The sequence below is a fragment of the Pseudomonas lactucae genome (genome assembly GCF_036688725.1).
In the GTDB taxonomy this organism is placed as follows: domain Bacteria; phylum Pseudomonadota; class Gammaproteobacteria; order Pseudomonadales; family Pseudomonadaceae; genus Aquipseudomonas; species Aquipseudomonas lactucae.
In genome coordinates this window covers 1-13,905 of the sequence record NZ_JAQQPT010000008.1, presented here as the reverse complement: position 1 = coordinate 13,905, position 13,905 = coordinate 1, and the positions used below count along the sequence as shown (strand labels likewise).

Genomic DNA, 13,905 nt, shown 5'->3' with positions numbered 1-13,905 from the left:
CTCAACGAGTTTTTCACTATAGCTTCACAAACTGACTACAGTGTCAGGGCGAATATCGCCGCCCATTGATATAAGGAACATGGACATGGGGTTTTTCAAATCGGCGCCAATGCGCTATCTGCAGTTGATCACCGGTGCCTGGCTGGTGGTTTTCCTGCTCACTCGCAGCGTGCTGCTCATTACTCACCTGGACGAAGTCGGCGGCAACCTGCTGCCGGTGTTTGGCGTCGGTGTGCTCTACGATCTGGGTTTCCTGGCCTATGCGGCGCTGCCGCTGGGACTTTACTTACTGCTCTGCCCTCCGGGACTATGGCGCCGCCGTGGACACCGCTGGTTCCTGCAGGCGGTGTTGACCGTGAGCCTGTTCGCCATGCTGTTCACCGCGGTCGCCGAATGGCTGTTCTGGGACGAGTTCGGCGTGCGCTTCAACTTTATTGCCGTCGATTACCTGGTGTATTCCGACGAGGTGCTGAACAACCTGCTGGAGTCCTACCCGATCGGCAAGCTGCTGAGCCTGCTGGCGATGCTGGCCATTGTGCTGAGCCTGGCGCTGCGCAAACCGTTCAACGCGGCGATGAACACTCCGCTGCCAGCCCTGCGCGGCCGCGTGTTGAACGCCGTGGCGCTGCTGGTCGTCGCCGGCCTCAGCCTGCAATTGATCAGTCAGGACAGCCCGCGCACCCAGGGCGGCAACGCCTACAAGAACGAGCTGGCGAGTAACGGCCCCTATCAGTTTTTCGCCGCGTTCCGTAACAACGAGCTGGACTACCCCCAGTTCTACAAAACCTTGCCAACCGACGTGGTCGCCCAGCAATTGCGCGCCGAACTCAGCGAACCCAACGCCCGCTTCGTCGGCCAGGACCCGCTGGATATCCGGCGCGAGATCAGCAACCCCGGCACCTTGCGCAAACCCAACATCGTGCTGGTGACCATCGAAAGTTTCAGCGCCAAGTACATGGGCAGCAATGGCGATGGGCGCAACCTCACGCCTAACCTGGATGAGCTGCGTAAACAAAGCCTGTATTTCAATAATTTCTACGCCACCGGCACCCGGACCGATCGCGGCCTTGAGGCCATCACCCTGGCGATCCCTCCGACGCCGGGGCGCTCGATCGTCAAGCGCATTGGCCGCGAGAGCGGGTTCGCCAGCCTCGGACAACAACTCTCGGCCATCGGCTACGACAGCGTGTTCGTCTACGGCGGGCGCGGTTACTTCGACAATATGAACGCGTTTTTCAGCGGCAACGGTTACCGGGTCGTGGACCAGAGCAGCGTACCCGAAGCGGAAATTTCGTTTAAAAACGCCTGGGGCATGGCCGACGAGGATCTCTACAAACAGACCCTCAAGCTCGCCGACGCCGACTACGCCAGGCAGCAGCCGTTTTTGCTGCAACTGATGACCACCTCCAACCATCGTCCCTACACCTATCCGGATGGGCGCATCGACATCAAATCCGGCAATGGTCGCGACGGCGCGGTGAAATACACCGACCACGCCATCGGCGAATTCCTCGCCGCTGCGCGCAAGAAGCCGTGGTTCGATAACACGATCTTTGTGTTCGTCGCCGACCACACCGCCGGCAGCGCGGGCAAGGAAGACCTGCCCATCACCAACTATCAGATCCCCTTGTTCATCTACGCGCCAACGCTGATCGATGCTCGGGAAACCGCGCAACTGGCCAGCCAGATCGACATTGCGCCGACGCTGTTGGGCCTGATCAACCTGAGCTACGAGTCGACCTTCTTTGGCCGTAACCTGCTGCAGGACAACCCACTGCCGCCTCGGGTCGTGGTCGGCAACTACCAGCATCTGGGGTTGTTCGACGGCAAGGACCTGGCGATCCTCAGCCCACGCCTGGGCCTGCGTCGCCATGACCAGGCCCTGGGTGAGAGCCAGGAGTTGCGGGTGAACAGCGATGATGCATTAATCCAGCGCGCGATCACCTACTACCAGGCCGCCAGCTATGGGTTCAAACAACAATTGCTGAGTTGGAGGGGGCACAAGGACGAGGCCCCAGCGCTGAGCACACGCTAAACAGAGCGTCCCGTACAGGTGAGTGCGGGACGTCTTCGATCAAGGTCCGCCATGCCATCCCCTCCCGTTGCGCCGGCTTCCAAGCCGCTTGATTTTCGGTTGTACCTGGGCCTTCCCGCCGCCGCCGCGCTGGCATTGCTGTTGCTGGAGCTGACCCCGCTGGACATGGCTCTCGCCAAACGGTTCTACAACGCGGCGGAGGGCGGCTTCGTCGGTCGCTACAGCTTCTTGCTCGAAGACATCCTGCATGACCGCGCCAAGCAGTTGGTGATCCTGTTTTCGGTCATGGCGATCCTGGGGTTTGTCGGCACGTTTATCCTGCAACGCCTCAAGCCCTACCGCCGCGAACTGGGCTGCCTGGTGCTGTCCCTTGGACTGGCGACCGCCTTTGTCTCACCGTTGAAAACCCTGACTGGCGTGCAGTGCCCGTGGAGCCTCAAGGAGTTCGGTGGCGAGGAAACCTACAGCACGCTGTTGAGCCATCGCCCAGCCACCGATAAACCCGGACGCTGCTGGCCCGGCGGCCACGCGGCAACCGGGTTCGCCCTGTTCGCGCTGTTTTTTGCACTGCGTGACCGCAAGCCGCGGATGGCACGCTACGCATTCATCTTCGCGGCCGGCTTGGGCAGCATCTTTTCAGTGAGCCGCATGCTGCAAGGGGCGCACTTCTTTTCCCACAATGTGTGGACGGCGATTTTTTGCTGGCTGATCTGCCTGGGCCTGTATGGTTGGTTGCTGTATCGGCCATCGAGGCCCTTGGCGCCGCGCTGAACCTCAGACAGCGCGCATAAAAAAGCCCCGCCTGCATCACTGCAGGCGGGGCTTTTTCAGTACAGGGGTAAGGCTGGCTTACATCATGCCGCCCATGCCACCCATGCCGCCCATGTCTGGCATACCGCCGCCAGCCGAGCCTTCTTTCTTCGGTGCATCAGCGATCGCAGCTTCAGTGGTCAGGATCAGACCGCCGATGGAGGATGCTGCCTGCAGCGCCGAACGGGTCACCTTGGTAGGGTCCAGGATGCCCATTTCGATCATGTCGCCGTAGACGCCCGTCGCAGCGTTGTAACCGTAGTTACCCTTGCCGTTCTTGACTTCGTTGACCACAACGCTTGGCTCGTCGCCGGAGTTGGCAGCGATCTGGCGCAGCGGTGCTTCAACGGCGCGGCGCAGTACAGCGATACCGACGTTCTGGTCTGCGTTGTCGCCGGTCAGACCGGTGAGGGCTTCCAGAGCACGGATCAGCGCAACGCCACCGCCAGGTACCACGCCTTCTTCGACGGCTGCGCGGGTTGCGTGCAGGGCGTCTTCAACGCGGGCTTTCTTCTCTTTCATTTCAACTTCGGAACCGGCGCCAACCTTGATCACCGCAACGCCGCCGGACAGCTTGGCCAGACGCTCTTGCAGTTTTTCGCGGTCGTAGTCCGAGGAAGTCTCGGCAACCTGGGCACGGATCTGGTTGATGCGCGACTGGATGTCGCCTTCAACGCCAGCACCGTCAACGATGATGGTGTTTTCCTTGGAGATGGTCACGCGCTTGGCGCTGCCCAGGTTTTCCAGGGTGGCGCTTTCCAGGCTCAGGCCGATCTCTTCGGAGATAACGGTACCGCCGGTCAATACGGCGATGTCCTGCAGCATGGCCTTGCGACGGTCGCCGAAGCCCGGAGCCTTGACGGCTGCGACTTTGACGATGCCACGCATGTTGTTCACAACCAGCGTCGCCAGGGCTTCGCCTTCAACGTCTTCGGAGATGATCAGCAGTGGACGGCCGGCTTTGGCCACGGCTTCCAGCACTGGCAGCATTTCGCGGATGTTGGAGATCTTTTTGTCAACCAGCAGGATCAGCGGGCTGTCCAGCTCGGCAACCATGGTTTCTGGTTTGTTGACGAAGTACGGGGACAGGTAGCCACGGTCGAACTGCATGCCTTCTACAACCGACAGTTCGTTTTCCAGGCCCGAGCCTTCTTCAACGGTAATCACGCCTTCTTTACCGACTTTTTCCATGGCTTCGGCAATGATGTCGCCGATGGAGCTGTCGGAGTTGGCGGAGATGGTACCTACCTGGGCGATAGCCTTGGTGTCAGCGCATGGCTTGGACAGGTTTTTCAGCTCGGCGACGATGGCGATGGTTGCCTTGTCGATGCCGCGCTTGAGGTCCATCGGGTTCATGCCGGCAGCGACGGCCTTGTAGCCTTCGTTGACGATGGCCTGAGCCAGAACGGTGGCGGTGGTGGTGCCGTCGCCTGCGTCATCGTTGGCACGGGAGGCAACGTCTTTGACCAGCTGCGCGCCCATGTTTTCGAAACGGTCTTCCAGTTCGATTTCTTTGGCGACGGAAACGCCGTCCTTGGTGATGGTCGGAGCGCCGAAGCTCTTCTCGATGATCACGTTACGACCTTTCGGGCCCAGGGTCGCTTTTACTGCGTCAGCCAGGATGTTGACACCGGTGAGCATTTTCTTGCGGGCGGAATCGCCGAATTTAACTTCTTTAGCAGCCATGATCGATATTCCTTAAATACTTTGTAGTAACGGGAAAATGAGCGGGGAAATCAGTCTTCCAGTACGGCGAGAATTTCATTCTCAGCCATGACCAGCAGGTCTTCGCCGTCGACTTTCACAGTGTTGCTGCCGGAGTAAGGGCCGAAAACAACCTTGTCACCCACTTTCACGGCCAGGGCGCGGACATCACCGTTTTCCAGGGTCTTGCCTGGGCCCGCAGCGACGATCACACCGTGGTTGGCTTTTTCAGCAGCCGAACCTGGCAGAACGATGCCGCCAGCGGTTTTCTTTTCTTCTTCGCTGCGACGGATGACGACGCGGTCGTGCAGAGGACGAAGCTTGCTCATTGTCGATCTCTCCTAATTGTGTTTTTCATCGGCCGGTATCAATTCCGGCGGGTTAAATTCCGGCGGTGCCGGTCGCGGTTCGCTGGGCGAAACGCGGAAGTCTGTCTAGTGTCACCACCAGAAACCTTGCGGTGACCGATACATAAGGGCGCATAAGCTGATTACAAGGGGACGCAGATGAAATTTTTTGTGTCTGCGGCCGGGAAAATGCAACACGGCACCCGAAGGTGCCGTGCCAATGAAGCGGTTATTTGCTGTCGCGGTGTTCGAACTCGCCTTCGATCACATCGCCTTCACGCCCCAACGGCTGGCGCGGAGCCGGGCCGCCACGGGGTTGCAGGTCGTCGGCGAACGCACGTTGGCGCAGCGCCGCCTCTTCGGCGCGCTGGCGCATCTTGCCGGCCAGCAGCTTGCGGGTGAACGGCAGCAACAGAAACAGTCCGACCACGTCGCTGACAAAACCCGGCAGGATCAACAGACCACCGGCCAGGGCCATCATCAGGCCTTCAAGCATGGTCTGGGCCGGCAGTTCGCCGCGGTTCAGGCTTTCACGGGCACGCAGCGCCGTGGCCAGGCCGGCGACGCGCAGCACCAGGACGCCGAGCATCGAGCCCAGGATGATCAGCAACAGAGCCGGGAAAAACCCGATCGCGCTGCTGACTTGAACGAATACGAACAGCTCCAGCACCGGGAACAGCAGAAAGAGCAATAAAAAAGGGCGCATCAAATGGTTCCTCAACGCAAGAATGCCTTGCCAGTACACACTAGATGACGCCACCCCTGCCTGAATTCAAGCTGAAGCCGGTTCTTTTTTCGGCCAGGCCTCGGCATGGGCCAGTGAAACCAGGGCTTCGCGCACTTGTGTCGGAGTGTTGCAGGGCTCGGCGAACGGCAACCAGTGCAGCGCCTGGCCGATGCGCAGGTGCATGCCCTCGCTGTCGATGCCGGCCAGCTGTGCCGGCTCGCTGACAGATAATCCCGCCAGGTCGACGTAATGGGCGATGGCCTGGGCATGATCAGTGTTCATGTGTTCGACCATGCTGCGCTCGGCCTTGCCGAAGAACGGGTTGGCCAGGGTCAACTGATCGATCCAGTGAATCGCACCGAACCCGCCTATATAACGGTGACGGACCGGCTTGAGCACCCAGAAGTCGAAATCGTGGGCCTTGTGATAGTTGGCCGAATCGGGGAAGTAGCGGTAATAACGCTCGGCGGCCGCCTCGATGGCGACGGCGTCCGCCAGCTTCTCGGCTTCGGCCAGATAGGTCAGGCGCCCGACGGCCTGCACATCATCCGCCTCGCGCTCCCCTATCAACAGCGAGCATTTGGGGTCCTGCCGCAGGTTGTGGGTGTGCTGGGCGATGCGGCTGATCAGGATCAGCGGGCGGCCCTGCTCGTCCAGGCAATACGGCACGACCGAGCCGAAGGGAAAGCCGGGCATGGCCTTGGACAATGTGGAGAGAGCCCCACGGTATTCCTTGAGCAACAGCTCTCGGGCGTTCCTGGCAACCTGTGCGCTCAACGTTTGACTCCTCGGGTAATGGTCCACCCACAGTCTATGGGAATGGATCTCAACTCAAGGTAATCAATATACGCGCCGGTTGCCAGAAGGTCTGTGTTACCAGGCGACGCCGAAGCCTGCGGTGTAGCGGGTCTTGCTCAAGCTGCTTTCGGAGTCGCCGCTGATCACGTCGCGCTCGGCCTTGAGGTTGAGCGATGCCCACTCGGTGACCTTGTAGCGCAGGCCGACTTCCGCATCCAGGGAGTAATCGGCGGGTGCATCGATAGGCTTGCCCAATTCGCCGTTGGTGAAGAACTCGACGGTCTTGCCCACCAGGTAGCGGTTGTAGTTCCACTTCATGGCCAGCGAATAGAAGTTGTCCTTGCCGCCGTCGGCATATTCGTAATCGGTGCGGTTAACCAGCGAGCCCAGGGAGAACGCGCCCAGTTCATCGTCCCAGAACTGGTAGCCCGGGCCGGTACCCACGGTGCGCTGGCGCGCGAGGTCTTCTACCTTGTCGCGCTTGTAGGTCAAGCGACCTTGCCAGAACCAGTGTTCGGTGATGAAGCGGTCGAGGTCGTATTCCAGTGCCCAGTTGTCGGTGGTGGTCACATCGTCCTGGAATTCGCGGTTGTATTCACCCTGACCGGTATGACGCCATTGGCCATGGCGGGCAGTGGTCTTGAAGTCGATGTCGTAGTCGTTGGTGTCTTTCTCGGCACGTTTGTAGTCCAGTGCCATGTCGACATTGCCCTTCCACACCAGGTCTTCGATCACAGGCTTGGGCTTGATGATCTGCTGGATGCTCGCCAGGTCGACGGTCTTGGGCGCCTCGCCGTTGGCCAGCACTACTTTGCCGTCATCCGCCGCTTGCAGGGATTTGGCCTTTTCACCGGTGTAGGCATCTTGCTTGACCAGCAGTTCCTGGTCGCTTTCCAGGGTTTTGACCTGCTTCCAGTCCACCGGGACAGCGCCGGCGTAATCGGTCTGAATCAGCAGTTTGCCGCCGTCGAAGACCTTGATCTTGCCGGTCAGGCGGTCACCGTTCTTCAACCAGACGGTGTCTGCGAGCAAGGGCGTTGAGGCGCTGAAAACAGCAAGGCACAGCAGGGTTCTGGACAACATAAGCGGATTCGAGGCTCGGAGTGGGCGAAAAGAGGGCATTATCGTGTTAGATAATGGCTTAGCAAGCACTGACTCAAGGATCCGGCATGAGTTCAATGCTCAGCGCGATGTTTACAGACGTTTCTTACAAGAATGCCGACGATTTCAACGGATAGCCTCACAGTGAACGACCCTGCCGAAAACCCCGCCGAAATGCGCCGCACCGCGCTGTACCTGACCTTGGCGCAAGTACCCGAAGGCTGCGTGGTGAGTTACGGCGAGCTGGCGCAACTGGCGGGGCTGGGCCGCGCGGCGCGCTGGGTGGGACGGACCTTGAGCCAACTCCCCGAGGGCACTCGATTGCCCTGGCACCGTGTGTTGGGCGCCGGCGGTCGGATAAGCCTGCCGGTGGGCAGTGCCTCGGGCGACGAACAACGCGCGCGTTTGCGCGCTGAAGGCATTACGGTCCGCAATAATCGCGTGGATATTCAGCGCCATGGCTGGCGCCCGGTAGAGCACAGCGGTTAGAGTGCGCGCTTTGTTTCCGCAAACCTGAGGCAGACTCCAGCCCATGCCCCGTAAAACCTGGCGCGCCGCGCTCGCTGCCTATGCCAGCCCCTCGACGTTAGTTCTGTTGTTGCTCGGCTTTGCCGCCGGCTTGCCTTACATGTTGGTGTTCTCGACGCTTTCGGTGTGGCTGCGTGAGGCCGGTGTGGCCCGCGAGACCATCGGCTATGCGAGCCTGATCGGTTTGGCGTACGCGTTCAAATGGGTCTGGTCGCCGCTGCTCGACCAATGGCGCCTGCCACTGCTGGGCAAACTCGGACGCCGTCGTTCCTGGCTGGTGCTGTCCCAGTCGCTGGTGATCCTCGGGTTGATCGGCATGGGCTTCTGCGACCCGCAGAAACACTTGTCCTGGCTGATCGCCATTGCCGTCATCGTCGCCTTCGCGTCCGCCACCCAGGACATCGCGGTCGACGCCTATCGCCTGGAAATCGCCGACGACAGCCGCCAGGCCGCACTGGCCGCCAGCTATATGTCCGGTTATCGCATCGCCGCCCTGCTGGCCACGGCCGGTGCTCTGTTCTTTGCCGAAGGCTTCGGTTCCACCGGTTTCAACTATAAGCACGCGGCGTGGACCGGCACCTATGTGCTGTTCGGCGTGCTGATGGTCCCGGCGCTGCTCACCACGCTGTTCATGCGCGAACCGAACGTGCCGCTGCGTACCCAATTGCAGGCCGGGCGCTACAGTTTCGTGCATCAGTTGGTGTCGGTGTTTGTGCTGATCGTATTGCTGGTGTCGGTTCCGGCGATGTTTACCCAGTTGTTCAATACCGATTTCGCCAGTGTGCTGTTCCAGGGCGTCAGCCTGTGGGACCTGCTGATGGAAGACCGTGCCTTCCTGCGTGCCATCCTCTATATCACGCTGACGGCGCTGTGCCTGTCGGCCATGGGCCGCCGCGGGCTGGCACCGGTGCTGACGCCGGTCAATGACTTCATCCTGCGCTACCGATGGCAGGCGTTGCTGCTGCTGGGGCTGATCGCCACCTATCGCATGTCCGACACCGTGATGGGCGTGATGGCCAACGTGTTCTACATCGACCAGGGTTTTACCAAGGACCAGATTGCCGGGGTCAGCAAGATCTTCGGCCTGATCATGACCCTGCTCGGCGCCGGCATGGGCGGCCTGCTGATCGTGCGTTTCGGCATCCTGCCGATCCTGTTTATCGGCGGCGTGACCTCGGCCGGCACCAACCTGCTGTTCGTGATGCTCGCCGACCGGGGCCCGGACCTGCAGATGCTGATCTTCACCATCTCGCTGGATAACTTCAGTTCGGGCCTGGCGACATCGGCCTTCGTGGCCTACCTGTCGAGCCTGACCAACCTCAAGTTCTCCGCCACCCAATACGCACTGCTCAGCTCGATCATGCTGTTGCTGCCGCGTCTGATCGGCGGGTATTCGGGGGTGATGGTGGAGAAGTTCGGCTACCACAACTTCTTCCTGATCACTTGCGTACTGGGAGTGCCGACGCTGCTGCTGATTGCGTTGCACTGGTATCAGGAGAATCGGCGGATCAAATTGAATCCGCCCGCCGAGGACTGATTTTTGGGGGCCCTTTAAAAGCCAGACCGCGGCGCCCCCATCGCGAGCAAGCTCTGCTCCTACAGACAGCCCTACATTCTGATGCCTGTACGGCGGCAGTTTGCGCCCGTACAATCCCAAGTCATTTCAAGTCCAAGCAACCGACAACGGCCTACCATGCGTACCAGTCAATATTTGCTCGCCACACAGAAAGAAACGCCTTCCGACGCGGTCGTGATCAGCCATCAGTTGATGCTGCGCGCCGGCATGATCCGCAAACTGGCCTCCGGCCTGTACACCTGGCTGCCCATGGGCTTGAAGGTGATGCGCAAGGTCGAAGCCATCGTTCGTGAAGAAATGAACGCTGCCGGTTCTCTGGAAGTGTTGATGCCGAGCACCCAGCCGGCTGAGCTGTGGCAGGAATCCGGGCGCTGGGAAGAGTACGGCCCTGAGCTGCTGCGCTTCAAGGACCGTCATGGCCGCGACTTCTGCGCCGGCCCGACCCATGAAGAAGTGATCACCGACCTGATGCGCAATGAGCTGAGCAGCTACAAACAGCTGCCGCTGAACCTGTATCAGATCCAGACCAAATTCCGCGATGAAATCCGCCCACGCTTCGGTTTGATGCGTGGCCGTGAATTCATCATGAAGGACGCCTACTCGTTCCACGCCGACCAGGCATCGCTGCAGGTCACTTATGACCGCATGCACCAGGCCTACTGCAACGTGTTCACGCGCCTGGGCCTGAAATTCCGCCCGGTTGAAGCGGACAACGGTTCCATCGGCGGCGCCGGCTCCCACGAATTCCACGTGCTGGCCGAGTCCGGCGAAGACGATATCGTGTTCAGCAACGGTTCCGACTACGCGGCGAACATCGAGAAGGCCGAAGCCATACCGCGCGAAACCTCGCGCCCGGCGCCGGCTGAAGAACTGCGCCTGGTGGACACCCCGGACACCAAGACCATCGCGGCCCTGGTGGAGAAATTCAATCTGCCGATTGAAAAGACCATCAAGACCCTGATCGTGCACGCCGAGGAAGAAGGCAAGCTGATCGCCCTGGTGATCCGTGGCGACCACGAACTCAACGAAATCAAGGCTGCCCAGCAACCTGGCGTTGCCAGCCCGCTGGTCATGGCCTCCGATGCCGAACTGCGTGACGCCATTGGCGCCGGTGCCGGCTCCCTCGGCCCGCTGAACCTGCCGTTGCCGATCATCATTGACCGCTCGGTCGAGCTGATGAGCGACTTCGGTATCGGCGCGAACATCGACGACAAGCACTACTTCGGTGTGAACTGGGAGCGTGACCTGCCGGTTCCGACCGTGGCCGACCTGCGCAACGTGGTCGCTGGCGACCCAAGCCCGGACGGCAAGGGCACCCTGGAAATCAAGCGCGGCATTGAAGTCGGGCACATCTTCCAGCTGGGCAACAAGTACAGCAAGGCGATGAAGTGCGAAGTGCTGGGCGAGAACGGCAAGCCGATCACCCTGGACATGGGCTGCTACGGCATTGGTGTATCCCGCGTGGTTGCCGCCGCCATCGAGCAGAACAACGACGACAAAGGCATCATCTGGAGCGACGCCCTGGCACCGTTCCAGGTGGCCCTGGTACCGCTGCGTTACGAAACCGAGCAAGTACGCGAAGCCACCGACAAACTGTATGCCGAACTGACGGCCGCCGGTTTTGAAGTGTTGCTCGATGACCGGGACAAGAAAACCAGCCCGGGCATCAAGTTCGCCGACATGGAACTGATTGGCATCCCGCACCGCATCGTGGTCAGTGACCGCGGCCTGGCTGATGGCAATCTGGAATACAAGAGCCGGACCGAAGCCGAAGCCCAACCGTTGCCGGTGGCTGACGTGCTGTCTTTCCTCCAGGCGCGTATTCGTCGCTGAAAACCAGATCAAGAGAAGTCATGTTCAAGCGAAACACCAGAGCCCTGGGGGGCGCCGCCTTGTGCGGCGCCCTGCTGGTCAGCGGCTGCGCCAACCAGATGTCGCAACGCAGTGAGCACGAGGAGCGGGTCGAGCGAAAGTTGCTCGACCATAGCCTGCAGATCGATGTAGGCGAACCTAAAGTGCTGGAGCTGCCGCAACGCCGGGTTCGCATTCATGAGCAGAAGACCTTCGAGGTCACCGAATTCGAAGTCACCCGTCGTTACGACCGCTACACGCCCTACCAGCCCTGGCGCAAACTCTATGAGATGCCCCTGGGTGCGGTGGCGTTGGTGGCGGGCGCCGGTGCCAACGTGGCGAATATCTTCGCCCTTGGCAACTTGCCCACCAGCATGACTCACGACTGGCTGACCTACGGCGTGGACGGCCTCAACCCGTTCATGAACGTGCAGTCCCATGGCCGCGCGCAGCAGAACCTGGCGGGTATCGATGAAGTCCAGCGCGACAAGCGCCTGGAGTATTCGAGCCTGCCCTGGAGCGAGCGTCCGGTACAGGTCTTCGCCGGCAAACAGACCCATGAGCTGACCACCGACCGCAACGGCGTTCTGCGCCTTAACCTGTTGGACAGCCCGTTTGCCGAACAGGACCTGAACCACGTCACGACTTTGAAGATCAGCGTGCAGGATGGCCAGGACGATGTGCATTCGGACTCGACCCTGGCGATCAGCAGCACCCTGCGCGGCAAGTTGCTGGAAGCCCACGGCCTGATTTACGACGACCTGGAGGACGACGAAGTCAGCCAATGGGTGCACCGGGTCAAGCGCCTGTCGGAGCTGGGCCTGGAAGAAGAAGCCAGCGAACTGGAACAAAGCCTGATCGAACTGACCCGTAATGATCCGGAGTTGCAGCAGGAGTTTCTGCAAGCGCTGACCAAGGATGCGGGGCGGTTGGTGGCGGATCCAGGGGCACGTTGAATCTGAAGCCTGGCGCAGATCAAATGTGGGAGGGGGCTTGCTCCCTCCCACATTTTGTTCCGGTTTCTACCAGGAGAACTCTAACTGTTCGTTGCCGCCGCTCAGGTCCAGCAACCGTACGCCAATCCCCAGCAACCGCACCGGTTTCCCTCCGCGGTTAAACGCCTGAGTCAGCAACTGTTGATAACTCTCCAGGTCCCTCCCCGCCCCGGACTGTTCCAGCGTCGTCTGGGTAAAATCGTGAAATTTCACCTTAACGAACGGCTTGCCCGCCTTATAGCTGCTGTCGATACGCGCCATGCGCCCGGTCAGGGTCTCCATCAGCTCCGGGAGTTTTGCCAGGCAACTTGAAAGATCCGGCAGGTCTACATCGTAGGTATTTTCCACACTAATTGATTGCCGTCGGCTGTCGTTCTGCACCACGCGGTCATCGATCCCACGCGCCAGGCTCCAGAGCCGCTCGCCAAAACTGCCGAATTCGCGCACCAGTGCCAGCTTGTTCCATTCGCGCAGTTGCAGACAGTCTTCAATCCCCAGGCGCGCCAGCTTATCGGCAGTGACCTTGCCTACGCCGTGCAGCTTGCTCACGCGCAACTGGGAAACGAAGTCTTCGACCTGGTCCGGGGTAATGACGAACAGGCCGTTGGGCTTTTTCCAGTCGCTGGCGATCTTGGCCAGGAATTTGTTCGGCGCCACGCCTGCGGACACGGTGATGTGCAACTGGTTGGAGACGCGACGACGAATATCCTGGGCGATACGCGTGGCGCTGCCGCCAAAATGCGGGCTGTCGGAGACGTCCAGGTAGGCTTCATCCAGGGACAACGGCTCGATCAGGTCGGTGTAATCGCGAAAGATCAGCTGAATTTCCTTCGACGCTTCTTTATAGGCATCCATACGCGGCTTGACGATGGTCAGGTCCGGGCAGAGCTTCAAGGCATGTCGCGACGACATGGCCGAACGCACCCCATACGCCCGCGCCTCGTAGTTGCACGTAGCGATCACCCCCCGTCGATCCGCCGAACCGCCCACCGCCAGCGGTTTTTGCGCCAGGCTCGGGTCGTCGCGCATCTCGATGGCGGCGTAGAAGCAATCACAGTCGACGTGGATGATTTTGCGCTGTGTCATATAAAGGAGGCAATCCAACGGGTGGCCAGTATCGCATTCACCCCTGTATATAGCACCAGTAGTTTGAATCTTCCGTCTAAGCGGTAGGAAAATTCCTGGATGAATTTATTTTCTCAATCGAATTTAGCCTTCCGATAGAGCTGAAAGCCACGGCCCGACTGGCCCGCACCGCTCAAACGGCCCGGCGTGGAGAGCTAACCGCTTGAACCACAAGCGCTTTTCTTTGAATCACGGGTTGACACACTCGCGTTCCTCTGTAGAATGCCGACACACAGACGCGGGATGGAGCAGTCTGGTAGCTCGTCGGGCTCATAACCCGAAGGTCGTCGGTTCAAATCCGGCTCCCG

At 60.3% G+C, this 13,905-nt stretch carries 12 protein-coding genes; 6 read left to right on the top strand and 6 right to left on the bottom strand.

Translation table 11 applies throughout. The annotated features are described in order from the left end of the window. The first annotated feature begins 85 nt into the window (after positions 1–85). Together V6M90_RS10715 and V6M90_RS10710 are read left to right on the top strand one after the other, a co-directional pair. On the top strand, positions 86–2,035 hold the full coding sequence (locus V6M90_RS10715) for an LTA synthase family protein (protein WP_332846453.1): 1,950 nt from the start codon (positions 86–88) through the stop codon (positions 2,033–2,035). Positions 2,036–2,086: 51 nt separating this feature from the next. Next, complete coding sequence (locus V6M90_RS10710; RefSeq protein ID WP_332846452.1) at positions 2,087–2,806, top strand: phosphatase PAP2 family protein; 720 nt, start codon at positions 2,087–2,089, stop codon at positions 2,804–2,806. A 78-nt stretch (positions 2,807–2,884) separates the two neighbouring features. Here the strand turns inward: V6M90_RS10710 and groL are convergent, their stop codons facing one another. From groL to V6M90_RS10685, 5 genes are all read right to left on the bottom strand, one after another. Beyond that, complete coding sequence (gene groL / locus V6M90_RS10705; protein WP_003175873.1) at positions 2,885–4,531, bottom strand: chaperonin GroEL; 1,647 nt, start codon at positions 4,529–4,531, stop codon at positions 2,885–2,887. Between the two features lie 50 nt (positions 4,532–4,581). Continuing rightward, complete coding sequence (locus V6M90_RS10700; protein ID WP_003175874.1) at positions 4,582–4,878, bottom strand: co-chaperone GroES; 297 nt, start codon at positions 4,876–4,878, stop codon at positions 4,582–4,584. 247 nt (positions 4,879–5,125) lie between these two features. Next, positions 5,126–5,602: an FxsA family protein gene (locus tag V6M90_RS10695; RefSeq protein ID WP_003175875.1), complete on the bottom strand. Its 477-nt coding sequence runs from the start codon at positions 5,600–5,602 to the stop codon at positions 5,126–5,128. 66 nt (positions 5,603–5,668) lie between these two features. Further along, entirely contained in the window at positions 5,669–6,400 is a 732-nt protein-coding gene (locus V6M90_RS10690; protein WP_332846451.1) for a HugZ family pyridoxamine 5'-phosphate oxidase, read from the bottom strand. Positions 6,401–6,496: 96 nt separating this feature from the next. Next, entirely contained in the window at positions 6,497–7,504 is a 1,008-nt protein-coding gene (locus V6M90_RS10685; protein WP_042945227.1) for a DUF481 domain-containing protein, read from the bottom strand. A 132-nt stretch (positions 7,505–7,636) separates the two neighbouring features. Here V6M90_RS10685 and V6M90_RS10680 point away from each other — a divergent pair, with 132 nt between their 5' ends. From V6M90_RS10680 to V6M90_RS10665, 4 genes are all read left to right on the top strand, one after another. Then, on the top strand, positions 7,637–8,011 hold the full coding sequence (locus tag V6M90_RS10680; RefSeq protein WP_003175878.1) for an MGMT family protein: 375 nt from the start codon (positions 7,637–7,639) through the stop codon (positions 8,009–8,011). Positions 8,012–8,054: 43 nt separating this feature from the next. Next, positions 8,055–9,587 (top strand): AmpG family muropeptide MFS transporter, encoded by a 1,533-nt coding sequence (locus V6M90_RS10675; protein WP_141063367.1) that lies wholly within the window; start codon positions 8,055–8,057, stop codon positions 9,585–9,587. Positions 9,588–9,743: 156 nt separating this feature from the next. Further along, entirely contained in the window at positions 9,744–11,459 is a 1,716-nt protein-coding gene (locus V6M90_RS10670) for a proline--tRNA ligase (protein WP_003175880.1), read from the top strand. Between the two features lie 20 nt (positions 11,460–11,479). Then, complete coding sequence (locus V6M90_RS10665; RefSeq protein ID WP_003175881.1) at positions 11,480–12,433, top strand: hypothetical protein; 954 nt, start codon at positions 11,480–11,482, stop codon at positions 12,431–12,433. A 66-nt stretch (positions 12,434–12,499) separates the two neighbouring features. Here the strand turns inward: V6M90_RS10665 and dinB are convergent, their stop codons facing one another. Further along, positions 12,500–13,558: a DNA polymerase IV gene (dinB, locus tag V6M90_RS10660; RefSeq protein WP_042945229.1), complete on the bottom strand. Its 1,059-nt coding sequence runs from the start codon at positions 13,556–13,558 to the stop codon at positions 12,500–12,502. Between the last annotated feature and the right edge of the window lie 347 nt (positions 13,559–13,905).